General features: G+C 64.7%; 20 protein-coding genes. 12 read left to right on the top strand and 8 right to left on the bottom strand.

Translation table 11 applies throughout. The features are described 5' to 3' along the window. Positions 1 to 1323: DEAD/DEAH box helicase (locus tag WBF69_RS02540; protein WP_424260907.1), on the bottom strand; the 1323-nt coding region annotated here is incomplete at its 3' end. Between the two features lie 255 nt (positions 1324 to 1578). Here WBF69_RS02540 and WBF69_RS02545 point away from each other — a divergent pair. Next, the gene (locus tag WBF69_RS02545) at positions 1579 to 2193 is read left to right on the top strand and encodes a LemA family protein (RefSeq protein ID WP_424260909.1); all 615 of its coding nucleotides are present in this window, start codon (positions 1579 to 1581) and stop codon (positions 2191 to 2193) included. Beyond that, entirely contained in the window at positions 2190 to 3086 is an 897-nt protein-coding gene (locus tag WBF69_RS02550; protein ID WP_424260911.1) for a TPM domain-containing protein, read from the top strand. The genes WBF69_RS02545 and WBF69_RS02550 overlap by 4 nt, the downstream gene beginning before the upstream one ends. Before the next feature lie 61 nt (positions 3087 to 3147). Here WBF69_RS02550 and WBF69_RS02555 read toward each other — a convergent pair whose 3' ends face one another. From WBF69_RS02555 to WBF69_RS02580, 6 genes are all read right to left on the bottom strand, one after another. Beyond that, complete coding sequence (locus WBF69_RS02555) at positions 3148 to 4623, bottom strand: DUF3482 domain-containing protein (protein ID WP_424260913.1); 1476 nt, start codon at positions 4621 to 4623, stop codon at positions 3148 to 3150. Next, the gene (locus WBF69_RS02560; protein ID WP_424260915.1) at positions 4616 to 6013 is read right to left on the bottom strand and encodes a DUF2868 domain-containing protein; all 1398 of its coding nucleotides are present in this window, start codon (positions 6011 to 6013) and stop codon (positions 4616 to 4618) included. Before WBF69_RS02560 ends, WBF69_RS02555 begins: the two co-directional genes overlap by 8 nt. A 56-nt stretch (positions 6014 to 6069) precedes the next feature. Then, a complete protein-coding gene (locus WBF69_RS02565) occupies positions 6070 to 6480 on the bottom strand; it encodes a DUF1850 domain-containing protein (protein ID WP_424260917.1) in 411 nt (136 codons plus the stop codon). Further along, the gene (locus WBF69_RS02570; RefSeq protein WP_424260919.1) at positions 6480 to 8501 is read right to left on the bottom strand and encodes a TRAP transporter permease; all 2022 of its coding nucleotides are present in this window, start codon (positions 8499 to 8501) and stop codon (positions 6480 to 6482) included. The genes WBF69_RS02565 and WBF69_RS02570 overlap by 1 nt, the downstream gene beginning before the upstream one ends. Positions 8502 to 8583: 82 nt before the next feature. Continuing rightward, entirely contained in the window at positions 8584 to 9540 is a 957-nt protein-coding gene (locus WBF69_RS02575) for a TAXI family TRAP transporter solute-binding subunit (protein WP_424260921.1), read from the bottom strand. A 148-nt stretch (positions 9541 to 9688) separates the two neighbouring features. Continuing rightward, complete coding sequence (locus WBF69_RS02580) at positions 9689 to 10084, bottom strand: RidA family protein (RefSeq protein ID WP_424260923.1); 396 nt, start codon at positions 10082 to 10084, stop codon at positions 9689 to 9691. A gap of 114 nt (positions 10085 to 10198) precedes the next feature. On the opposite strand from WBF69_RS02580, the gene WBF69_RS02585 reads away from it, so the two are divergent. The 10 genes from WBF69_RS02585 (at position 10199) to thpR (ending at position 21881) form a co-directional block, all read left to right on the top strand. Continuing rightward, a complete protein-coding gene (locus WBF69_RS02585) occupies positions 10199 to 11785 on the top strand; it encodes an ABC transporter substrate-binding protein (protein ID WP_424260925.1) in 1587 nt (528 codons plus the stop codon). 28 nt (positions 11786 to 11813) lie between these two features. Further along, positions 11814 to 12752, top strand: a complete 939-nt coding sequence (locus tag WBF69_RS02590; RefSeq protein ID WP_424260927.1) for an ABC transporter permease — start codon at positions 11814 to 11816, stop codon at positions 12750 to 12752. Beyond that, the gene (locus WBF69_RS02595; RefSeq protein ID WP_424260929.1) at positions 12749 to 13660 is read left to right on the top strand and encodes an ABC transporter permease; all 912 of its coding nucleotides are present in this window, start codon (positions 12749 to 12751) and stop codon (positions 13658 to 13660) included. Before WBF69_RS02590 ends, WBF69_RS02595 begins: the two co-directional genes overlap by 4 nt. Next, the gene (locus WBF69_RS02600) at positions 13657 to 14733 is read left to right on the top strand and encodes an ABC transporter ATP-binding protein (protein ID WP_424260931.1); all 1077 of its coding nucleotides are present in this window, start codon (positions 13657 to 13659) and stop codon (positions 14731 to 14733) included. Before WBF69_RS02595 ends, WBF69_RS02600 begins: the two co-directional genes overlap by 4 nt. After that, a complete protein-coding gene (locus WBF69_RS02605; RefSeq protein ID WP_424260933.1) occupies positions 14726 to 15691 on the top strand; it encodes an ABC transporter ATP-binding protein in 966 nt (321 codons plus the stop codon). The genes WBF69_RS02600 and WBF69_RS02605 overlap by 8 nt, the downstream gene beginning before the upstream one ends. A gap of 19 nt (positions 15692 to 15710) precedes the next feature. Further along, positions 15711 to 16982: an amino acid deaminase gene (locus WBF69_RS02610; RefSeq protein WP_424260935.1), complete on the top strand. Its 1272-nt coding sequence runs from the start codon at positions 15711 to 15713 to the stop codon at positions 16980 to 16982. 14 nt (positions 16983 to 16996) lie between these two features. Then, complete coding sequence (locus tag WBF69_RS02615) at positions 16997 to 17881, top strand: MurR/RpiR family transcriptional regulator (RefSeq protein WP_424260937.1); 885 nt, start codon at positions 16997 to 16999, stop codon at positions 17879 to 17881. 3 nt (positions 17882 to 17884) lie between these two features. Continuing rightward, positions 17885 to 19348 (top strand): N-acyl-D-amino-acid deacylase family protein, encoded by a 1464-nt coding sequence (locus WBF69_RS02620; protein ID WP_424260939.1) that lies wholly within the window; start codon positions 17885 to 17887, stop codon positions 19346 to 19348. Between the two features lie 140 nt (positions 19349 to 19488). Beyond that, positions 19489 to 21357 (top strand): cation:proton antiporter, encoded by a 1869-nt coding sequence (locus WBF69_RS02625; RefSeq protein ID WP_424260941.1) that lies wholly within the window; start codon positions 19489 to 19491, stop codon positions 21355 to 21357. Continuing rightward, positions 21354 to 21881 carry an RNA 2',3'-cyclic phosphodiesterase gene (thpR, locus tag WBF69_RS02630; RefSeq protein ID WP_424260943.1) on the top strand — a complete coding sequence of 176 codons (528 nt, stop codon included), beginning with the start codon at positions 21354 to 21356 and terminating at the stop codon, positions 21879 to 21881. The genes WBF69_RS02625 and thpR overlap by 4 nt, the downstream gene beginning before the upstream one ends. Here the strand turns inward: thpR and WBF69_RS02635 are convergent. Continuing rightward, complete coding sequence (locus tag WBF69_RS02635) at positions 21842 to 22705, bottom strand: AraC family transcriptional regulator (RefSeq protein ID WP_424260945.1); 864 nt, start codon at positions 22703 to 22705, stop codon at positions 21842 to 21844. The genes thpR and WBF69_RS02635 overlap by 40 nt on opposite strands. Between the last annotated feature and the right edge of the window lie 65 nt (positions 22706 to 22770).

The following is a 22770-nucleotide window of genomic DNA, read 5'->3' on the forward strand; positions in this document are numbered from 1 at the left end:
GCCTCGGCGCGTGTCCTGGCTGTGGCGCGGTTCGGACGACGAACGCCGATGGCCGTCGCGGTTGCCGCCGCGACCGGCGTCACGATGTCCGCCGCCGCCGCGCAGATCGCCTTGCATCCGCGCCTGATCCCGCTTTTCCCGCGCGTCCGGCGCGGAATCCGAGGTTACCATCGCGGTCGGGTTCCAGCCTTCGATCTTGATGGGTTCGATGGTCTGCTTGGTCAGGCGTTCGATGGCCCGCAGCAGCTTGATCTCGGACTGATCCACCAGCGACAGGGCCGAACCGGTGCTGCCTGCGCGGCCCGTGCGGCCAATGCGGTGCACGTAGTCTTCCGGCACGTTGGGCAGTTCGAAGTTCACCACCTGGGGCAACTGATCGATGTCCAGGCCGCGGGCGGCGATGTCGGTGGCGACCAGCACGGCGACCTTGCCGTCCTTGAAGCCTGCCAGGGCCTTGGTGCGGGCTGCCTGGCTCTTGTTGCCGTGAATGGCTGCCGCCGTCAGGCCGTCCTTGGACAGTTTTTCGGCCAGGCGGTTGGCGCCGTGTTTGGTACGGGTGAAGACCAGCACCTGGTGCCAGCCGCTTTCGCGGATGATGTGGCTGAGCAGATCGCGTTTATGGGATTGCTCGGTCATCACGACCTGCTGGCTGACGAGTTCGGACGTCGTGTTGCGGCGGGCCACGGAGACCTCGCCGGGGTTGCGCAAAATGCCCTGGGCCAGGTTGCGGATTTCATCCGAGAATGTGGCGGAAAACAGCAGATTCTGGCGTTTGGCCGGCAACAGCTTGAGCACCCGGCGAATGTCGTGGATGAAGCCCATGTCCAGCATGCGGTCGGCTTCGTCCAGCACCAGGATTTCCACGCCGGACAGATCCAGCGTTTTTTGCTGGGCATGATCCAGCAGGCGGCCCGGCGTGGCCACCAGGATGTCCAGCGGCTTTTTCAGGGCGCTGATCTGCGGGTTGATGTTCACCCCGCCGAAAATCACCATCGACCGGATCTGCGTGTGCTGGCTGTACAGGCGCACGGATTCTTCCACCTGAGCGGTCAATTCGCGGGTGGGCGTCAGCACCAGTACGCGCGGACGACCGGCTTGGCGGGCGGTGGCGGGGTGCTGGATCAGGTAATGCAGGATCGGCAGCGTGAAGCCGGCGGTCTTGCCGGTGCCGGTCTGGGCGGCGGCCAGCAGGTCGCCGCCTTCCATGACACGCGGGATGGCCTGCGCCTGAATCGGCGTGGGGTGGGTGTAGCCCGCGTCATGAACGGCGCGCAGCAGGGGTTCTGCCAAGCCTAGCGAGGCAAAAGTAATAGAAGTGTCCAACAGTGTGACTCCAGCGACCGCCTATCGCTCGAGCTGAGAGATACCAATCGAGGCCGACGTATGAAAAAAGTCTGGAAAGTGCCGCCGGCCGCGCCACAGAGTGGGCCGAGGTCCGGGGAATGCCGCGCAGTGACTGGTAAGCCGCGCGAAAGGCTGGATTATAGCGTGTTGCCCGGTAGATGGGGACTGTTATCTGGACGACTGCTTCCCTAAAATACGACATTCGCCCCGAGGGGCAGTTTCGATGAGGTCCGCATGATCCGACGTTACCTGAACCTGGCCGCTGTGGCAGCCCTGACGCTGCTGCTGTCCGGCTGCGGCTATAACGAGATCCAGCGCCAGGACGAACAGGTCAAAGCCGCCTGGTCCCAGGTGCTGAACCAGTACGAACGCCGCGCCGATCTGGTGCCGAAACTGGTGTCCTCGGTCAACGCCTACATGGTCAACGAGCGCACCGTGCTGCAGCAGGTGACGGAAGCCCGCGCCAAAGTCGGCCAGATCCGGATCAGCGCCGACGACCTGTCCGATCCGGCGCTGGTGGCCCGTTTCGAGCAGGCGCAGGGGGCGCTGGGGTCCAGCCTGTCGCGCCTGCTGGCGGTCTCGGAAAATTATCCCCAACTGAAAAGCGATGGCTTGTTTCGCGACCTGATGACACAGCTCGAGGGCGCGGAAAACCGCATCGCCGTCGCGCGGGAACGATATGTGGGCGCCGTGCAGTCCTACAACCTGACGATCCGCCAGTTCCCCACGCTGATCACGGCCCGTGTATTCGGCTATCAGCCCAAGGCGCAGTACGGCCTGGACAAAGAGGACAAGGTCATGCAGGACCCTGCGGTGACCTTTGATCTGCCGGCGGGCGCGGCGAAATGAGACTGACCGGCGTCTGGCGTCTGGCGGCGTGTTTGCTGAGCGCGGTCCTGGTGTGGCCGGCGGCGGCACAAAACGCCGATGCGGACGCCATCCCCGTGCCGGCCTGGACGGCGCCGGTCATGGATCTCAGCAAGACGCTGGATGCCGGCCAGGTCCAGACGCTGACCCAGCAGGTGAGCACGCTGACGGCGCAGCAGGGGTCGCAATTGTTTGTGCTGCTGGTGCCGACGACCGGCAATGAGACGATCGAACAATACGCCCGCAGGGTTTTCGATCAGTGGGCGGTGGGCCGCCAAGGCGTCGACGATGGCGTGCTGCTGCTGGTGGCGGTGCAGGATCGCCGTGTGCGCATTGATGTCGGCTATGGCCTCGAAGGCGCCGTGCCGGATGTGGCCGCCGGACGCATCATCCGTGAACAGATCACGCCGCATTTCGCCCAGGGCGATGTGTTCAGTGGCCTGCAGGCGGGGGTGTCGGCTTTGCAGATGCTGATGCGGGGCGAAGCCCTGCCGCCGCCTGCAAGCTCGGATGAGTCCTCGGGCGAATACGACGATGCGCCTTATGCCATGGTGCTGCCCTTGCTCGTGCTGGTGCTGGTCATGCCCTTCTGGCTGAGCGCCGTGCTGGCGGGTGGCTTCGTCTTTGTCGCGACGGGCAGCTGGGGGTGGGCGGCGCTGGGCGCGCTGGGCGGCCTGCTGTTTTCTGTGCTGGGACGCGTCCTGGGGGTGGCAGACAAGCTCGGTCGTGGCCGCGGTCGCTCGGGTCGTCGCGGGGGTAGGGGTGGAGGCGGTGGTTTCGGCGGTGGTTTCGGTGGCGGCGGTGGCGGCTTTGGTGGTGGTTCAGGCGGCGGCGGTGGCCGGGGCGGTGGCGGCGGCGCATCCGGCGGCTGGTAAGCCGCTTGCCGCCATGGCGCCGCCGCCCGTGTCTGCCGGGCTCGGCCGCCGCTGATCGGCGTTATAGCGCCAGGAACAGAGCCTGCGCCATCTGGCCGATCAGTTGTTCACGACGCTGATCCGGGCTGGATGTCTCGCCGATGGCCGACCAGGATGGGTGTGTGCGGGCTTCGTCCAGAATGGTCTGCACCTCAGCCGGCAGGCGGCGCTGGGCGTCGCCAGGCGCTTGGTCGGCGCCATTCGACGGTTCCGTCTCGGTGGCGTCGTCGGCGGGTGGCTCGTGCGCGTCCAGATCCCCGACCGGCATCATCAGATCCTGATCAATGGGGCGCATGGCGGCGTGTCCCCGGCATTCCAGCGCCCGCACCAAGGCCAGCTGGCGCAGCCCCAACAGATGCAGCACCGGATCGTCCACGGTCATTTCCATATTGCCCGCCAGACGGCCCATCAGTCGCTTGCCCCATTGATTGGCGCCTTGCCAGGCCCCGCCGATCGCGGCGCCCAGCAAGGTGGCGGCGCCCAGGCTCAGGCCGCCGGTCAGCATGTCCACCGTAGCGCCGGCCATCGCGCCGGTGGCCAGACCTTTTCCGACCTGGACGCCGAAATGCCGTAGTGTTTGGGGATTGAACAGATCCATGCCCCAGCGTTCGCCTTCCAGCGGCAGGGGGTGGTGTGGAAAGGTCGCTTTGCTGAAGCGGTAGCGCTTCAGCAGCGCATGCACGCAGTCCTGTTCGCGATCGCGTGTGCGCTTGCGCAGCACCAGCGTGACAGTGGCCATGTCGGTGGGGTCCTGTGCGCAGGGCAGGCGCAAGGCGGCGGCATCCATCAGCAGTTCGGCGATCAAACGGGTGGCATCCTGCAGGCGTTTGAGGCGCTGCTGGCCCAGGTCGGTGCGCAAGGCCGCCAGGGTGGCGGACTGCGTGTCCAGCATCAGCGCCAGGCGATCCAGCATCTGGCTTTCGCCGTCCAGCGCCGGGGCTACGGTATCGAAATCCACGGTCGTGTGCAGGCCAAGCCGCGCCAAGGCTTCGCGCCAGGCCGCGACGTTGGCCAGCGGGTTGCGGGTGAAGTTCAAAATGGGCAGGATGGGCCGGCCACAGGCCGCCAGCAACGTCAATTCGTCCCGGTGTTTGGGCAGCACCGGATCGCGGGCATCGATGACGTACAGCGCGGCATCGGCGCTCAGCACCGTGGACAGCACGCGGCATTCCTGTTCGAAGCGTCCGACGGATTCGGGGCTGTCCAGCAGCCTCTGGATGCGCTCCGGGCCGTCGGGCCGTTCCTGGGGGGCGATCAGCTGGTCCAGGTAGTCCAACACGCCCATGGCGTCTTCCAGGCCGGGGGTGTCGCGCAGGGTGAGCATGGGCCTGCCGCTGTTCGACAGCAATTGGGCGCTTTCGACATGGCGGGTCGTGCCGGGCTGATCTGCCACCTCACCGAACTGCTCGTCGCGCAGCAAGGTGCGCAGCAGGGATGTTTTGCCGGTGTTGGTGTGGCCGACCACGGCCAGATCGATGGGGGATGTGGCGTCAGTCATGGCGGGCGGATCCGATGTGTTCAAGCCAGGTGTTCAGGTCGGGAACCTGCTGCAGATTTTGTCGGGCCAGGACCTGATCCCAGGCCTGGCGGCGTGCGGCGGGGCCGCCCAGGCACAGGACCCGCAGGTCGGGACAGCTGTGCTTTAGCTCGTCGAACCAGGCGGCAGTGCCGCGATCCGGAGTCAGCCGAGCGTCGCAGACCAGCAGCAGGTGCGCTGCATCGGCCTGCGTGCGGATGCGCTGGCGGTCGGCGCGGCTGTCGCAGCGCCCCAGATCGTGCACGGTGCCGGGCAGGCCGTCGGGCGGCCAGGGCAGATCCGGACCCAGTTCGCAGGCCAGCACGGCGGCATGCCGGGCGGGCAGGCGGGCGGCGCGGGCGTCGGTCCGTACCGGGGCGACCGGGGGCGCGGGACCGTCCGTGCCCAATATTTCGTGGGTGGGCATCAGGCGTTCGCGCAATTCCAGCCAGCCGGGCAAGTCGGGGTCGATGCTCAGGCCTTGGATGCGCAGGCGCAGCCACGCGCCGCAGACGGCCAGGGACAGCAAGCGGGGCAGCAGGCCCCAACAGACCAGACAGCCGATCAACCATAGGGACCAGTCGGCCTGGATGGCGGCGGCAGCGCTGGCGGCGTCGCCCATGCTCTGGGCCACGGTCTGGTGGTCGGGGGACGGGAAGCCCAATAGCCGGGGCAGGCTGCTTAGCCATTGGCTGAAGACCGTGAAAGCCTGCGGCGACAGCAGCGTCGTTTCCCAGTGAAAGGTATAGCTGCGCGTGCTCAGCAGCACGATGAGCGTGGGGATGGCGCCCAGATAAGCGGTGGTCCAGGCGCCGTGGCTTAGCAGGCCGAGAGTGGGTTTCCAGGCCCGCACGCGCATCAGCAGCGACAGAAAGGCCTGGGCGGCCAGCGCGGCATCCGGGCCGCGCACGATCTTGCGAGTCAGCCATAACCAGGCGCGCGACAGCGCGGTGGCGGGCTGCAGGCCCGGCAGGCAGCTGAAGAGCCAGATCAACAGTGTCAGGGCGTGCAGTCCCAGCAGCCCCAGCAGGGCCGATGCCAGGTTGACCGAGCCCTGGCCCTGGTTCAGGGCGGCGGTCGCCGCCGCGATGCCCGCCAGGCCGGCGGCCAGCCACAGGACGATCAGCGCCCAGCGGGCGCCGTGGGTCCATTGGTCCAGGCAGTCCTGCAGCGTGCCGTGTCGCGCCAGCCAGGCGGCGCGCGCCAGGATGCGTGGCTCTAATCGAGCGGGTTCGCGCAAGGCGGCCTGACAGGCGGCGCGATCTTCCAGCGGCCCCCAGTGCGCCTCGCGCAGGCGCACAGCCTCGGCGCGCCAATGCTGCAGCAGCGGCGCGTCGGGGCGAGCGGGAGAAGAAAGAGAGCCGTTCCTCATGAAGACCGAAGATGCGGGAAAAAGAAGATGATACCGAGTTTTACAGGCCGGGTCCGCTAAGGCTGGCGGCAGGGCTGCAGCAGCGTCACGTCGCCATCGGTCGGGATGAGCGCGCCTAGCGGTTCGCAGCGCCCCGCAACGCACCAGTCATAATCGGCGGTGTAAGGCGATCGGGTCAGGCGCAGGATGCTGAGCGGCGGCGTGTGCGGCTGATATTCGTACCAGCCGTCCGCGTGATGCACCGCATCCGGCGGCGGGTCCATGCCGGCCCCTGAACCCAGGACGCGGGCATGACCGGCGATCAAAAGGGGGGTGCCGTCGGCATCCGCCTGAACCCGGTAGTCTTCTTCCCAGCGGATCTTTTCGATGGAATGCGTCCAGGCCAGAGTGAAGGCCTGGACGGGGACAAAGCGCGGCGGCGCCTGGGCCGCCGCCAGCGTCAGGCAGACGCCCAGCGCTCCCAGCATCAGACAGCCTGGGTGTGCGGGGGCAGAGTGCGCCGGCTGCGCAGCAGATGCCAGACCAGGAACACGGCGGTGGCGGCAAAGCCGATCTCGTCGGTCAGGGGCATGGCGGCCACCAGCAGCGCAGCGGCCAGCACGATGTAGACACGCTCGAAGAGATTAAGCCGGGTCTTCAGGAAACCGGTGATGCCGGCTGCCCATAGCGTGATGGCCAGCAGTGCCTTGAGGACGATGTAGACCGTGTCCCAGGCGGTGCCGCCTTGCAGCATCAGGGCGGGGGAATAGACCGCCATGTACGGCACGACAAAGCCGGCTGCCGCCACCCGCAGCGCCTGGATGCTGATCTTCAGCCCGTTTTCGCGCGCGATCGGCGCGGCGGCGAAGGCTGCCAGCGCGACCGGCGGCGTCAGATCGGCCATGATGCCGAAGTAGAACACGAACATGTGCGAGACGATCAGCGGCACGCCCAGTTTCAGCAGGATCGGCGCCGCCAGCGAGCTGGTGATGATGTAGTTCGGGATCGTCGGGATGCCCATGCCCAGCACCAGGCAGGTGATCATGGTCAGGAACAGCGCCAGGAACAGGCTGTCCTCGCCGATGGCGATCACCTGCCCGCCGAATTCGGCGGCGACCCCGGTCAGGTTGATGATGCCGATGATCACACCCACCAGGGCGCAGGCCGTCGCCACGGACAGGGCGTTGCGGGCGCCTTCCGCCAGGGAATTCAAGGCTAGTTTGAGCGCGTCTTTGCCATGCCGTAGAAACAGCAGAATGGCGACCAGGACTGCGATGATGACGAAGAAATCCGTGACCCCGAATTTTACGAAGCCGGCGCAGGCGATGCCTAACAGCAGCCAGAACAGATAGCGCAGCATCATGGGGCGCGCGCCCTGGATCACAGCGGCCCCGAAAATCAGGATCACGGTCAGACCCAGGCCGACGGTGCCCGAAAACAGCGGCGTGTAGCCTGAGAACAGCAGAGCCACCAGGCCGACCAGGGGGATCAGCAGATACCAGCTTTTGCGCACGGCGGCCCAGGGGTCGGGACAGTCTTCCTTTGCCAGGCCGTGGAGACCGCGCCGACCGGCCTCGAAGTGCACGGTCAGAAATGCGGTCGTGAAATACAGGATGGCCGGAATGATGGCGGCTTTGACGACTTCGATGTAAGGAATGTTCAGGGTTTCCGCCATGATGAAGGCGACTGCCCCCATCACCGGGGGCATGATCTGCCCGCCCATGCTGGACGTGGCTTCAACCCCGCCGGCAAAGGCCGGGGAATAGCCGAAGCGCTTCATCAGCGGAATGGTGAACTGGCCGGTCGTGACCACATTGGCCACCCCCGAGCCGTTGATCGTGCCCATCAGGCCGGAGCTGACCACCGAGACTTTCGCCGGGCCGCCGCGCGTGTGCCCGACCATGCCCATCGAAAAATCGCTGAACAGCTTGATCATGCCTGCCTGCTCCAGAAAGGCACCGAACAGGATGAACAGGTAGATGTAGGTGGACGATACGTAGGTGGGAGTGCCGTAGATGCCTTCGACCCCGAAACTCATGGTGCTGACGATCTGGTCCAGCCCGTAACCCCGGTGCATGAATGGACCGGGGATGTATTGGCCAAACAGGCCGTAGGCCAGGAAGATCCCGCAGATGATGGGCAGCGCCCAGCCCATCATGCGACGCGTGGCCTCGAAGACCAGGATGATGGTGAGGATGCCGATCACCATGTCGGCGTCGGTCATCTGGCCGGCGCGCGCCGTCAGGTCGGCTTCGTAGAACCAGTGGTACAGGCTGGTCAGAAAGCCGATGCCGCCCAGGGTCCAGCCGATGAGCGCGCCCAGGCGACCGCTGCGAGCGTACAAGGTGAATACCATCAGCAGGACGAAGCCGACGTGGATGGCGCGGATGACTTGGCTGGACAAGGGGCTGTAGGCCGCCGTCCAGATCTGGAAGGCGGAGAAGATCACTGCGATCCAGAAAACACTGCGCGACAGGGGTTTGTCGGCGAGATCGTGTGCAGAACTCATGAGTGGGGTTCCGTTGAGTTATAAGCCCCCTCGGGGGTTGCCGGAGGGGGCTTTGGGTGTTGCTTGGTGCGTGGCGCTGATCTTATTTGATCAGGCCGACTTCCTTGTAGTAGCGCTCGGCGCCGGGGTGGACCGGAACAGGCATGCCTTTCAGGGCGTTGGCCAGTTCGATCGTCTTGGCGGAATTATGCGTGGATTTCAGGGTGTCCAGCTGCTCGTAGAAGACCTTGGTCATCTGGTAGACCAGATCGTCGGAGACGGATGCAGAGGTGATCAGGAAGTTGGGCACCGCCACGGTCGGCGTGTCGCCTTCCATGCCTTCGTAGGTGTCACCCGGAATGGTGGCCGGCTGGTAGGCGGCATTGTTGATTTTTGCCACGACGTCGGCGGGGATGGGTACCACCGCGATCTTCACCGAGGTCGCCAGGTCACGGATCGAGGACACGCCCAGGCCGGCCGATTGCAGGGTCACATCCAGCTGACGGTTTTTCATCAGCTCGACGGATTCGCCAAAGGGCAGGTATTCGACCTTTGAGAAATCGGCATAGGTCAGCCCGGCGGCTTTCAGCACGGCGCGGGCGTTCAGTTCGGTGCCCGAGCGCGCGGCGCCGACGGAAATGCGTTTGCCTTTCAGGTCGGCCAGGGTTTTGATGCCCGAATCGGCGTTGGCCACGATCTGGATGTAGTTGTTGTAAGTGCCGGTCATGCCGCGCAGATCCTTGAGCGGGGCCTTGAAGCCGGCTTCGGCGTTGCCGGTATAGGCGTCGGCTACCGTATCAGCCAGGGCGAAGGCCAGTTCGCCGCGCCCGGCCTGGATCAGGTTCATGTTTTCAGCCGAGGCCTTCGTCACCTGGGCGGTGGATTTGGCGTCGGGGATGTGCTTGTTATAGATCTGCGACAGGGCGACACCCATGGGGTAGTAGACGCCGCTTTGACCGCCGGTCAGGATATTGATGAATTTTGTGTCGGCGTGGGCCGGAACCGAAGCGACGGCTGCAGCGGTCATGGCGACCGTGACCAGCCATTTCGTCATTTTCATGGTGTGCATTCCTCTGAGACGGACGGAGATTGATCTCGCATGGTAGCAGGACCACCGTGCAGTCAAACCTGGGAATCACCCTAGGAATGGCGCGGTTTCCCCGGTTTTGCCCGCAGAGGCACGGGTGAACGACCGGGGTTCAGGGGCATCAAGCGGTTTGCGGTTTATAGGCGGTGACGTCCATTTCCACCTTGGCGTCGACCATCAGGCGCGATTCGACCGTGGATCGGGCCGGGCGATGCGCGCCCAGGCATTCCATATAGACGCGGTTGAACGCGCCGAAGTCGCGGGCGTCTTCCAGCCAGACGCTGATCTTGCAGACGTCGTCCAAGGTGCAGCCCGCCAGGGCCAGCGCGCGGCGCAGGTTCTCGAAGACCTGGCGGGTCTGCGCTTCGATGCCGCCTGCGACCAGTTCGCCTTGTGCGTCGACCGGCACCTGCCCGGAGACAAACACAAAGTCGCCGGCGCGCACGGCGGGCGAAAAGGGACGGATCTGGCGATCGGATGCGTTGGGTTCCCCACCCAGAAGTTGCAAAGAAGACATGTGATGACCTTGATGTAATAAATTTACAGGGAAAACCCTGAACATGAAAATATTGACAGGAATTCGGCCTCAAAATAGGATGTCGATGTAATTTTATTACTAACGAGGAGACATATGCAATCGCGCGCTTTTCCTGGCCAATCCCGGTCTGGCCAACCTTTCGATTCCAGGCGGCGCCAGGTTTTGCTGGCCGGTGCCCTGGGAGTGCCGGCCCTCAGCCTGATGGGACGGTCGGCCTTTGCGGCTAACGGAAAAAATTCCGTCAGTCTGGCCATGATCGGCGAGCCGCAAACGCTCGATCCGATGTTTACCACAGCCGACCTGGTCGGCACCCTGATGCAGCACGTCTACGAACCGCTGTATACCTTCGATTCGCACTGGCGTATTGTGCCCATGCTGGCTGCAGCCATGCCAACGGTGCTGGATGGCGGCAAGCAGGTCGACATTCCCTTGCGCAAAGGCCTGGTGTTCCATGACGGCAAGCCCGTCCAGATCGGCGATGTCGTGGCCTCGTTGAAGCGCTGGATGGAAGTCTCGCCGCGTGGCAAATCGGTGGCAGCCGAGGTCGTGTCGGTCGAGGCCGCGTCGGATTCCGTCCTGACCTTCAAGTTGAAATCCCCCTATGCGCCGCTGCTGGCCCAATTGGCGCTGCCCACCAGCATGGCTGCCGTCATGCCGGCCAGCACCATTGCCGCCCAACTGACGGAATTCATCGGCACCGGGCCTTATCGCCTGAAAGAACGTCGTCCGGATCAATACACCATTCTGGAAAAATTCGACCAGTACGCTGCGCGCACCGAAGCGCCGGATGGATATGGCGGGCGGCGTATCGCCTACATCCAGGAATTGCGGTTCATTCCGGTTCCGGATTCCAATACCCGTGTCGAGGGCGTGCTGTCCGGCCAGTTCGATTTTGCCGATCTGTTGCCGACCGAGGCCGCCGGTCGTCTGGAGCAGGGTGGTAAGCAGGTCGTGCCGCTGATCGGCAAGAACTTCGGCTTCCCCTACCTGGTCTTCAACACCAAGGGCACGCTGGATTCGGCTGCTTTGCGCCAGACCGCCCAAGCCGCCATCGGGGCGGAAGAACTGATGGCCGCCGCCTTCGGCGACCCGAAATTCTTCAGCATCGGTGCCAATTTCTTCCCCCAGGGCACGCCGTACTATTCCCTGGCCGGCCAAGAACGCTACAACGTCAACGATCCGAAAAAAGCAGCGGAACTGGCAAAGAAGGCCGGTTATGCCGGCAAGCCCATCCGCATCCTGGCCAGCCGCCAATACGAGTTCCACTACAACATGGCCCTGGTGCTCTCCGAGCAGTTCAAGCGGGCCGGCCTGGAAGTGGATCTGCAGGTGGTGGACTGGGCGACGCTGCTGCAGCGCCGCAACGATCCCTCGCTCTGGGACATCTACATTACGCACTCGGGCATCTTCCCTGAACCCATGCTCTCGCCCCCGCAACTGGGCGACAATGCGCCGGGCTGGTGGGAAACCCCGGAAAAGAAGGCGGTGCTGGATGCCTTCAACCGCGAAATGGACCTGAGCAAGCGCGGCCCTCTGTGGGGCACGGTGCAAGAACTGGTCTATGAGCAGGTGCCGTTCATCGAGCTGGGCAAGTTCAACAGCCTGTCGGCCCGGTCCGCCAAGCTGCAGGGCTATAACCCCAGCGCCTGGCCGGCCTTCTGGAACGTCAAACTGGCCTGATGGGGAACTGATGCGCACGGCTTTGAGAATGCTTGCCTCTCGTTTGTTGGGGGGCTGCGTAGTACTGCTGATCGTGGCGGTGATGGTGTTTTCTCTGGTTCACCTGTCGTCCGGCGACCCGATCGCTGTGCTGCTGGGCGACCAGGCTACGGCCAGTGACATTGCTCAGGTCCGTGCGCAGTATGGCCTGGACCAGCCTTTGCCGACTCAGTTCGCGCTGTGGCTGGGGCAGGTCCTGCAAGGAAATCTGGGCACGTCCATCTTCATGCAGGCGCCCGTCACCGAGGTTCTCTGGAACCGGGCCGAACCCACGCTGATGCTGGCCGGGCTGTCGGTGCTGATCGCTTCGCTGATCGGCGTACCCTGCGGTGTGCTGGCCGCCGTCTGGCGCGGCTCGCGCACTGACCAGGTGCTCAGCACCGTCGCCATGTGCGCAGCCAGCATCCCCAGCTTCTGGATGGGGCTGGTCCTGATCCGCATCTTTGCGGTGCAGCTGGGCTGGCTGCCGGCCTCGGGCTACGGTCCGCCGGATGCCAGCCTGTGGCTGAAACTGAACCATATGATCCTGCCGGCGGCGGTGCTGGGTATCCTGAATTCGGCCCTGATCATCCGTTTTACCCGTGCATCCATGCTGGATACGCTGAGCGAGGACTACGTGCGCACGGCCAGGGCGAAAGGCCTGGCCGAGCCGGTCATCATCATCCGCCACGTGCTGAAGAATGCCCTGGTTCCCATCGTGACCGTGATCGGCCTGACCATGGCACTGATGATCGGCGGCACCGTCGTGACGGAAACCGTGTTCAACCTGCCCGGCGTGGGCGGCCTGGTCGTGAGAGCCGTGCTGCGGCGCGACTACCCGGTCATCCAGGGCACGCTGCTCGTCGTCGCCTTTATTTATGTCGTCATCAATTTCATGATTGATCTGTTGTATACCGTGATCGACCCGCGCATCCGGAGAGTGCGATGAACGCCCCCTCGAATGCCGCCGCCGTCGCTTTGGATACCACCGTGCCCGCGCCGCGCCGGCGCCGCGACAGCCCTGGGCGGATCTGGGTGCGTCGATTGTTCGCCCGCCGCGTGGTGGTGCTGTCGACAATCCTGTTGCTGCTGATCATCGCGCTGGCCCTGTCGATCTCGTGGTTGTCGGGCACCGACCCCAACGCCATTTCCATCAGCCAGCGTTTGCAGGCTCCGTCCTGGCAATTCTGGGGCGGCACCGACCAGCTGGGGCGCGACGTCATGCTGCGCGTGGCATATGGCGGTCGTTATTCCTTGATGATCGGCTTTGCCACCGCCATCGGCGCCGTGATTCTCGGCACTCTGCTGGGGATCCTGTCCGGCTATTTCCGCAAGATCGATGGCGCCGTCATGTGCGTCATCGATGCCATGATGGCCTTTCCCGACATTCTGCTGGGGATTGCGCTGGTGTCGATCCTGGGGCCGTCGCTGTGGAACGTGGTGCTGGCTCTGGTCATCGTCTACACCCCGCGCGTGGCGCGTGTGGCGCGGGCGTCGACCCTGGTGCTGCGCGACCTGCTGTATGTGGATGCAGCCCGTGCGCTGGGCACGCCCACCTGGAAGATCCTGTGGATGCACGTGCTGCCGGGCCTGGTGTCGCCCATCCTGGTGCAGCTGACCTTCATCTTCGCCTATGCCATCCTGGCCGAGGCCGGTCTGTCCTTCCTGGGGGTCGGCGTGCCGCCGACCATCCCGACCTGGGGCACGATGATCGCCGGCAGCCTGAACTATATGGACAAGGCGTTCTGGACCATCATTTATCCGGGGCTGGCGATCGTATTGACCTCGCTGTCTTTGCAGATGGTGGGTGATGGCATCCGCGATTCCCTGGATCCGAAACTGAGGAAGAACACATGAGCCCCCTGTTGTCGGCGACTGCGCCCGCCACAGAAGCGGCGCAGGCCGGGGCGGACACCCCCCGGTTGCGGGTCGAGGGCCTGTCCACGTCCTTCATGACCGAACGCGGTCGGATCAACAGCGTCTCGGATGTGTCGTTCACCGTGCCCCCAGGGCGCACTCTGGCGCTGGTGGGGGAATCCGGTTCGGGCAAATCCGTCACCAACCTCAGCCTGATGGGGCTGCATGATCGCGGCTCTCATCCCGTGGTCGGCGGGCAGGCGTATTTTCAGCGGCGCAACGGCGAAATCATCAACCTGATCGGCTTGTCGGCGGCGCAGTTTCGCACCCTGCGCGGCAATGAAATCGCCATGGTGTTCCAGGAACCCATGACCAGCCTGAATCCGCTGCTGAAGGTCGGCGAGCAGATCGCCGAATCCGTCCGGCTGCACTGGGGCTATGACCAGAAACGCGCCTTGGCGCATGCCCAGCGCATGCTGGACATGGTGGAAATTCCCGCAGCGGCCCGCCGTCTGCATGAATACCCCCATCAGCTGTCGGGCGGCATGCGCCAGCGCGTGATGATCGCCATCGCGATGGCCTGTACCCCGACGCTGTTGATCGCCGATGAACCCACCACGGCGCTGGACGTCACCATCCAGGCGCAGATTCTGGCCTTGATGGGACGGCTGCAGAAAGAAACCGGCATGAGCATTCTGTTCGTCACGCACAATCTGGGCGTGGTGGCGCAATACGCCGATGAAATCGCAGTCATGTATGCGGGGCGTATCGTCGAACGCGGCGATGTCCATCATTTGTTCGCCCAGCCGACGCATCCGTACACCAGGGCTTTGCTGGATTGTCTGCCGGCGCTGGCCCGCCAGCGGCGCAGCGAAAATGCGGCGGATCGTCCCCGCTTGCCGGCGATCCAGGGGCAGGTGGCCAGCCCCTTCAACATGCCGCCGGGCTGCGCCTTTCGTCCGCGCTGCCCGGTAGCGACGCCCGAATGCGATCTGGCCATGCCGCCTTTGTACCGAGTCAATGAACATCAGGAAGCCCGCTGTATCCGGGTGAAGGACACGCTTCATGAGTAGCGATCAGCCCCTTGTCGAAATCCAGGGCCTGAGCAAGAACTTCGGCCCCGCGTCCGCTCCCGTGCGGGCGGTGGTGGATGTCAATTTTTCCATCGCGCGCGGTGAAACGGTCGGCCTGGTGGGGGAATCCGGCTCGGGCAAGACCACCATCGGTCGCATGCTGACCCGCCTGACGGACCCCAGCGCCGGTCAGGTGCTGTATCGGGGCGCGGCGGAACCTGTCGATCTGGCCCGCATCAGCCAGCGCCAATACCGACCGCTGCGCGCCCAGATCCAGATGATCTTTCAGGATCCCTACGCCAGCTTGAATCCGCGCCTGCGCATTCGCCACATCATTGGCGAGGCCTTGGATACGCACGGCTTGCATCGGGGCGCAGCGCGCCTGCCGCGCATTCATGCGCTGCTGCGCCAAGTGGGCCTGAACGAAGATCACGCCGACCGGTATCCGCATGAATTTTCCGGCGGCCAGCGCCAGCGCATCGGCATTGCCCGCGCGCTGGCGGTCGAACCCGACTTCATTGTGGCCGACGAACCTCTGTCGGCGCTGGACGTCTCGATCCAGGCCCAGGTCATCAATCTGATGTCGGACATTCGCAATGAACTGGGCTTGACCATGCTGTTCATTTCGCATGATCTGGATGTCGTGGAATACTTGTGCGACCGGGTGGTGGTGCTGTATTTGGGGCGGGTGGTGGAAATTGCGCCGACGAAAGAACTGTATGCTCGCCCCAGGCATCCTTACACCAGGGCCTTGCTCGCCGCTTCGCCGGCGCCCGACCCCGCGCAGCGGCGCGACATTCCGCTGCTGGAAGGCGATCTGCCCAGCCCCGCCAACCCGCCGTCCGGCTGTGTGTTTCGCACCCGCTGCCCGCTGGCCGAGGCCCGCTGCGCCAGTCATGACATGACGCCACGGCAGTTGTCCGACGGTCATTGGACGGCCTGTTGGCGGGATGAGTGATTTCAATAGGAATGCAAGAATGACACAGGATGCTGTCGTGCTGGACGGGCGCTGGAAAGGTTATCCCTTGGCGGCGGCGCCGTGCGCGATCGAACGGATCGGCGCTCAGGGATGGAATCTGCACCGGGGCGATCTGCCCTACCCGATCGCCGTGCTGGATGCCGAGGCGCTGGAACACAATCTGCGCTGGATGCAGGCCTTCGCCCAATCGTACGGCATTGTGTTCGCGCCGCACGGCAAGACCACCATGTCGCAGCAGATCTTTCGCCGCCAGTTGGATGCCGGCGCCTGGGGTTTGACCTTTGCCACCGTCTGGCAGGCCAGCGTGGGCATTCGGGCCGGCGCGCGGCGTGTCATCATCGCCAACCAGGTCGTGGCCGACGCCGACTTTGACGGCCTGGCGGCCTTGCTGGATGCGCATGCCGATTTGCGGGTGTGGTTTCTGGTGGATTCCGTGGCCCAGGTCGAGCGCATCGAACACTGGGCGCAGCGGCGCAACCGCCAAACGCCTTTCGATTGCCTGCTGGAAATCGGCGTGGCCGGCCAGCGTACGGGTTGCCGGACGGGGCAGCAGGCCTTGGCCCTGGCGCAGCGCATCCATGACAGCAGCGCACTGCGGCTGGGCGGCATCGAGTGCTACGAAGGCGGCCTGGCGGCCTGCGACCTGCATGGCGACCAGGCAGCGGTAACGACTTTCCTGGATGCGGTGCGCGACATTGCCCAGGATTGCGATCGTGCCGGCCTGTTCGAGGACGAAAAGATCATTCTCAGCGCCGGAGGCTCGGCGGTCTTCGACGTGGTGGCGCCCGCCTTGCGGGCTGCGGTGTCGCGACCCCTGCGCGGCGTGCTCAGGTCCGGGTGCTATATCGCGCATGACCACGGTTTTTACGCGGATTTCCTGCGCAATATCGAAACCCGCGCCGGGCTGGATGACAGCTTGCGGCCCGCCTTGTCGGTCTGGGCGATGGTGCAGTCCGTTCCCGAACCCGGCCTGGCCTTGCTGGGTTGCGGCAAAAGGGATATTTCCTTCGATCTGTCGCTGCCCCAGCCGATCCGCCTGGCGCCCTGCGGTGCCACGGTCGATGCGCCGGCCCCTGACGGCTGGTCGGTGACGGCCCTGAACGATCATCATGCCTACCTGCGTTTTGATCCGGCCGGCCCTGCGCCCGTGGTGGGGGATCGCGTGGCGCTGGGCATCTCGCACCCCTGCACGACCTTCGACAAGTGGGCCTGGATGCCGTTGCTCGGCGGCCAAGGCGATGTCGTCGGCGCGATCACCATCGAGTTCTGACGGGAGCGGACATCATGAACACATGGACCGAGGAAAGCTTGCAGCAAAGACTGCGGACCGCCCTGCCGACACTGCCCAAGGCTCAGCAGCAAGTGGTCGCCGTGCTGCTGGCCGATCCCGCTACCCAGGTCAACCAGACGGTCGAATCGATTGCCGCCCAGGCTGGAGTGTCCATGCCGTCGGTGGTCCGTACCTGCCGCAGCCTGGGTTATGACAGCGTGCGGGAATTCATGCTGGCGCTGGCGCAGGATCTGGCGCTGTCGCCGCATCATCTGCATCGCAACGTCTCGCTCAGCGACGAGGGTCCGGAAGTGGCCCGCAAGATCATCCAGGGGGCGATCTCCTCGCTGGCGGCCTTGCAGCGGCGCCTGGACGTATCGATTCTGGATCAGGTCGCCCAGCGCCTGGTGTCGGCCTCGCGGGTCGATGCCTATTCAGTCGGGGCGACATCCGGCTTCATGGCCCAGGAATTGCAGGCCCGGCTGTTTCGTCTGGGGATTCGTGCGCATGCCTTCTCCGACCCGCACCAGCAGCTGATTTCCGCCAGTTCTCTGGACAAACAGGGTGTGGCTTTCGTGATTTCCCATGTGGGCAGCATGCCGTTCGCCCTGGAAGCCGCCCGGCTGGTGCGCAGCCGGGGCGCCACCGTCGTCGCGCTGACGCAGCCGGACACCCCGCTGGCGAAATGCGCCGACCTGTGCCTGGAGGTCTCGGTGCCGCATGACACCACCATGCGAGTAGGCACGGAAGCCTATCTGGCGCATCTGCTGGTGATCGAAATCCTGATGGTGCGCGTGGCGCAAAACCTGGGGCCTGAAACCCTGGAAAACCTGAAGCAGTTCAAGCACGTGCTGGAACAGCACGGCGTCGACAGCTCCGTCTATACCGGACTTTACTGAAATATGGATGATGCAACCCTGACCGTTTTGTGCAATGGCCTTGTGCACGATGGTTCCCAAAACCCCTTGCGCCGTGCCGATGTCTGGATCCGCGGCGATCGAGTCGTCGCCGTTTCCGAGCCGGGCATAGCCCCTGTCGTCAATGTCGCTCCGGTCCGACGCGTGGATTGCGCCGGGCGGGTGGTTGCGCCGGGGTTCATCGATGTGCATACGCACGATGACGCCATCGTGCTGGACCGGCCCGAGATGTTGCCCAAGCTATCCCAGGGCATCACGACGGTCGTCGGTGGAAACTGCGGGATTTCGCTGGTGCCGATGGTCACGGACGATCCCGCCGCTCCGCTGTCTCTGCTGGGCCACCAGCAGTTCCGCTATCCCGACGTGCCATCCTATCGGGCGGCGGTCGATGCCGTCCAGCCGGCGGTCAACATTGCCCTGTTGATCGGCCATACGGCGCTGCGCATGCAGGTCATGGCCGATCTGGATCAGCCCGCCAGCGAGGCCGAACGCCAGGCGATGTGCGACATTCTGGATGCGGCCATGCGGGCGGGCGCGGTGGGCTTGTCGTCGGGCGTGTTCTACCGTCCGGCCTATGCGGCGGATATCGATGAGCTGGCGGCATTGGTGCGTGTCATAGCCCCGTATCAGGGTGTCTACGCCACCCACATCCGCGACGAACTCAAGGGCATCATGGAAGCCATCGACGAAGCCGCCTTGACCGCTCGCATGGGGGGCGCCTTTCTGGTGCTGTCGCATCACAAATGCGCGGGGCCGATGAACTGGGGGCGCACCAAGGAAACCCTGGCCCATATCGAACAACTGGCGCAGCAGCAACCTATCGGTCTTGACGTCTACCCCTATACCGCTGGCTCTACGGTGCTGCGCGACGACTTGGTCGATGGCATCATCGATATCCTGATCACGGGCAGTGTGCCGCACCCCGATATGGCGGGCCGCTATCTGGCCGATATCGCTGCCGACTGGGGCGTGACCCAGGTCGAGGCCTGCCGCCGGCTGCAGCCGGGCGGCGCCTGCTACTTTCAGATGCATCAGGACGACGTGGACCGGGTGGTCTGCCATCCGCTGACCATGATCGGGTCCGACGGCCTGCCCCACGATGAACGACCGCACCCGCGCTTATGGGGCGCCTTTCCCCGCGTGCTGGATCAGTATTGGCGGGTCAAGGGCCTGCTGCCGCTGGAACAAGCGATTCATAAGATGACGGGCCTGTCCGCCGGACGCTATCACCTGGAAGGCCGGGGGCGATTACAGGCCGGCGATTTTGCCGACATCGTGGTGCTGGACCCGGATCGGGTGCGGGATTGCGCGACCTACGCCTCGCCCGCCCAATTCAGCGAGGGGATCGAGCAGGTCTGGGTCAATGGATGTCTCAGCTATACCGCGCAGGCCCGGGTCTGCGTCGGGCGCGCCGGGCGCTTTGTTTCGCGCGCCAAGACGGCGGGTTAGCGCGCTGATGCTTTCCTGGCGGTCAGGAAAAAACCCATCTATCCTATGGATTGCGAGGGGCTGGCGCCAGATGCGGTCGCAAGGGATGCGGACCCGGCTGCAGCACTGGTGGTACGCATTGCACCAAGGAAACCGCAACCATGACAACGAGTCCTGAATTCCTGCTGGCCGGCATCGGTGTGGTCGCCATGGCGGCCCAATGGCTGGCCTGGAAACTACGGGTGCCGGCCATCCTGTTTCTGCTGCTGGCCGGCATTGCCGTCGGGCCGCTGGCAGGCTGGCTCAAGCCCGATGATCTGTTCGGTCCCTTGCTGTTTCCCGTGGTCTCGCTGGCGGTGGCGGTCATCCTCTTCGAAGGCAGCCTGACCCTTGAGTTTCACCAGACCAAGGGCCTGAAACAAGTCGTGCGTCGTATGGTCAGTGGCGGCCTGCTCATCACCTGGGGCGTGGCGGCAGTGGCCGTCCATGTCTTCCTGGATTTTCCCTGGGATCTCGCCGTGCTGTTCGGGGCCATCACCTGTGTCACCGGCCCGACCGTCATTGCGCCGCTGCTGCGGACGGTCAAGCCAGTCGGCCCCGTGGCGCATGCGCTGCGCTGGGAAGGCATCCTGATCGATCCCGTCGGTGCCATCCTGGCGGTGTTGTCATACGATCTGATGGTCGCCTTGCGGTCGACGCACGCCTGGGCACATGCCCTCCTGTCCCTGGGGGGCACCATTGCCACCGGCCTGTTTTTCGGGATCGCGGCGGGCTGGATGCTGGCAGTCGTGTTGCGCCGTGGCTGGGTGCCTGATGCGCTGCTCAATCTGTGTGTGCTGGCCTCCGTTTTCCTGGCATTTTCCGTGTCTAACCTCATCCAGCATGAATCCGGTCTGCTCACGGTCACCATCATGGGGATCTGGCTGGCCAACCGGCCGGGGGTGCCGGTGCACGATATCCTGGAATTCAAGGAAACGCTCAGCCAGATCCTGCTCTCGGCCCTGTTCATCCTGCTGGCCGCCCGCGTGGCGCCCGACCAGATCCTGGGGCTGGGCTGGCCAGCGCTGGCGGTCCTGGCCTGCATGCTGTGGATCGGGCGACCGCTGAAGGTGCTGTTTTCTACCTGGGGATCCCAGCTCAACTGGCGCGAACGCAGCCTGCTGGCCTGGATCGCCCCGCGCGGGATTGTGGCGGCCGCCGTGTCCGCCCTGTTTGCCTTGCGGCTGGAATCCCTGGATGTGCCGCAATCCGAACGCCTGCTGCCCATGACCTTCCTGGTCATCATCGGGACGGTGGTCTGGCAGAGCCTGACGGCGCGCCCGGTGGCCAAGCTCTTGCGGTCGGTCGAACCCGATCGTGTGGGGTTTTTGATCTCGGGGGCCAACCCGGTGGCGCGCGCCATTGGCCAGGCCTTGCACAAGCAGGGCATTCCCATTCGCCTGTGTGACAGCGACTGGTACAGCCTGTCGAAAGCGCGCATGATGGGCCTGCCCACCTATCACGGCAATCCACTGTCCGAACACGCCCAGCGCAACCTGGATACGACCGGTCTGGGCCGCCTGCTGGCCTTGGGCACGCGTGACCAGGCCAACCAGCTGGTGATGGTGCGCGGTCGGGACGAGTTCGGCAAGCAGAAGGTGTTCAGCCTGCCTTTGTCGCAGGATGGTGACCCATCAGAGCGCCATGCCGTCGACCCTGAATACCGTGGCCGTACCTTGTTTGCGCCGGGCATGGGCTACTGGAAGCTCTCCGGCCTGCTGGCGGCAGGCGCCCGCATCCGGGCCACGCAACTCAGTGAAAGCTTTGGCTTCCAGCGCTACCGCGAGCAGGACCCTGGCGCGATCACCGTGCCGCTGTTTGCCGTGAATCCCAAGGGCTACGCCATCCCCTTCACGCTGGACCAGGACCTCGAACCCGAGGCCGGTTGGACCATCATCGGCCTGCATGCCGATGCGGGCGCACAGGCTGTCACGCCGCCCGAGGCGGCCCCGACGGGCCCGAACCCGCCTGAAGCGCCAAAACGCTTATGAGCCGCCTGTTTTACGCCTTGTGGCCCGATGCGGATGTCGTGCAGGCTCTGCAGCCCTGGGTCCAGCGGGCCCACGCGTGCTGCGGAGGGCGTCCCATGCGACCGGATACGCTGCATCTGACGCTGGCGTTTCTGGGGGCGGTCGAGGCCGATCTGGTGCCGGATCTGGTGGCATTGCTGCGGTCGCCGCGTGGTCCTGGCGGCACACTGATGCTGGATCGCTTCGGGCGGTTTCGGGGACCGCGCATCGTCTGGGCGGGACCATCTGCTGTGGCGCCCTGGCTGCTCGCCTTGCATCAGTCTTTATGGCGGGATCTGGCGGCATTGGGCCTGCCCGGACCGGATGACACCTTTCGTCCCCATGTGTCGCTGCTGCGCAAGGCCGGCGACGGCGATCTGTCGGCGCTTGCGCCGGCGAGGCCGATCATCTGGGCCGCCCATCGCCTGGTGCTCGTGGCCTCGACGCCGCGTGAGACGGGATCGTATTACCAGGTGCTGGGGGAACAAGCGCTGGTGAGCGCCTGAACGGATCCGGCCCCCGCGTGCACTGCAAAAATGCCGGGTGTGGACCCGGTGTATTCCCGGAAGGTCGCAATGAACGAGGACAGACTGTCGTAGCCACATGCCAGGGCGACGTCGGTGATTCTGTCGCCGCGTTCCAGCAGGGGCAGAGCATGTACGAGGCGGGCGCGTTGACGCCAGAGTCTGAACCCGAGGCCGGTTTGTCGCTGGAATATCCGGGTCAGTGTTCTGGTCGAGACACCCAGCTGCGTGCTCAAGGTCTTCAGATCCATATCCGCGGCCGGATCATTCTGCAATTGGCGGCAGATGGTGCCCAGCCGGGGGTCCGTCGGCCAGGGCAGGACGAGGCCGACTTCTGGCGCCTTTGCCAGTTGGTCGACCAACACGTGCGCCAGCCGGCCATCGGCGCCGCTTTCTTCATAGGCGCTGGGCAGCAGAGCGAATTCCCGGATCAGCTCATGCAGCAGGGAAGACACCGCCAGCACACGAAAGTCGGGCCAGTCCAGTCCCAGCGCGTCGCTGTCCAGATACAGGCTGCGGATGACGGCCTGCGGCGATTGGCGGACCTGATGCTGGGCGCGGGCGGGAATCCAGACCGCCCGGTGCGGGAGCGCAATGAAATGGGCCTTGGGCGTCCAGACCTGGAGATGCCCCTGGATGGCATAGGACAGCTGGGCCCATCGGTGGTGATGCGGGCGGGTGCGGACGATGTTGGGGTGCTGGTCTACGCTGCCGTAGAGGGGGCGAGGCAGTGTTCTGGGGCGTTCGGGACGCTTGTTTTCCGACGATGCTTCAGAGGTTTTATTGTCGCTTTGGGAATGTTTCATTGTCATTTAGCGCCAGACGTCTGTCTGTTTGCAGTTTAAGCTGAATCCGCTGGCTCTGAAACTGT

Source organism: Castellaniella sp. (genome assembly GCF_049673105.1).
GTDB lineage: Bacteria > Pseudomonadota > Gammaproteobacteria > Burkholderiales > Burkholderiaceae_B > Castellaniella.

What these genes read in the sequence shown, in the direction of transcription:
- WBF69_RS02590 (WP_424260927.1), top strand. Translation starts at nt 11,814, where the DNA reads ATGCTTGCCTCTCGTTTGTTGGGGGGCTGCGTAGTACTGCTGATCGTG.
- WBF69_RS02620 (WP_424260939.1), top strand. Translation starts at nt 17,885, where the DNA reads ATGGATGATGCAACCCTGACCGTTTTGTGCAATGGCCTTGTGCACGAT.
- WBF69_RS02600 (WP_424260931.1), top strand. Translation starts at nt 13,657, where the DNA reads ATGAGCCCCCTGTTGTCGGCGACTGCGCCCGCCACAGAAGCGGCGCAG.
- WBF69_RS02605 (WP_424260933.1), top strand. Translation starts at nt 14,726, where the DNA reads ATGAGTAGCGATCAGCCCCTTGTCGAAATCCAGGGCCTGAGCAAGAAC.
- WBF69_RS02550 (WP_424260911.1), top strand. Translation starts at nt 2,190, where the DNA reads ATGAGACTGACCGGCGTCTGGCGTCTGGCGGCGTGTTTGCTGAGCGCG.
- WBF69_RS02580 (WP_424260923.1), bottom strand. Translation starts at nt 10,084, where the DNA reads ATGTCTTCTTTGCAACTTCTGGGTGGGGAACCCAACGCATCCGATCGC.
- WBF69_RS02545 (WP_424260909.1), top strand. Translation starts at nt 1,579, where the DNA reads ATGATCCGACGTTACCTGAACCTGGCCGCTGTGGCAGCCCTGACGCTG.
- WBF69_RS02570 (WP_424260919.1), bottom strand. Translation starts at nt 8,501, where the DNA reads ATGAGTTCTGCACACGATCTCGCCGACAAACCCCTGTCGCGCAGTGTT.
- thpR (WP_424260943.1), top strand. Translation starts at nt 21,354, where the DNA reads ATGAGCCGCCTGTTTTACGCCTTGTGGCCCGATGCGGATGTCGTGCAG.
- WBF69_RS02610 (WP_424260935.1), top strand. Translation starts at nt 15,711, where the DNA reads ATGACACAGGATGCTGTCGTGCTGGACGGGCGCTGGAAAGGTTATCCC.
- WBF69_RS02595 (WP_424260929.1), top strand. Translation starts at nt 12,749, where the DNA reads ATGAACGCCCCCTCGAATGCCGCCGCCGTCGCTTTGGATACCACCGTG.
- WBF69_RS02560 (WP_424260915.1), bottom strand. Translation starts at nt 6,013, where the DNA reads ATGAGGAACGGCTCTCTTTCTTCTCCCGCTCGCCCCGACGCGCCGCTG.
- WBF69_RS02565 (WP_424260917.1), bottom strand. Translation starts at nt 6,480, where the DNA reads ATGCTGGGAGCGCTGGGCGTCTGCCTGACGCTGGCGGCGGCCCAGGCG.
- WBF69_RS02585 (WP_424260925.1), top strand. Translation starts at nt 10,199, where the DNA reads ATGCAATCGCGCGCTTTTCCTGGCCAATCCCGGTCTGGCCAACCTTTC.
- WBF69_RS02635 (WP_424260945.1), bottom strand. Translation starts at nt 22,705, where the DNA reads ATGAAACATTCCCAAAGCGACAATAAAACCTCTGAAGCATCGTCGGAA.
- WBF69_RS02575 (WP_424260921.1), bottom strand. Translation starts at nt 9,540, where the DNA reads ATGAAAATGACGAAATGGCTGGTCACGGTCGCCATGACCGCTGCAGCC.
- WBF69_RS02615 (WP_424260937.1), top strand. Translation starts at nt 16,997, where the DNA reads ATGAACACATGGACCGAGGAAAGCTTGCAGCAAAGACTGCGGACCGCC.
- WBF69_RS02555 (WP_424260913.1), bottom strand. Translation starts at nt 4,623, where the DNA reads ATGACTGACGCCACATCCCCCATCGATCTGGCCGTGGTCGGCCACACC.
- WBF69_RS02625 (WP_424260941.1), top strand. Translation starts at nt 19,489, where the DNA reads ATGACAACGAGTCCTGAATTCCTGCTGGCCGGCATCGGTGTGGTCGCC.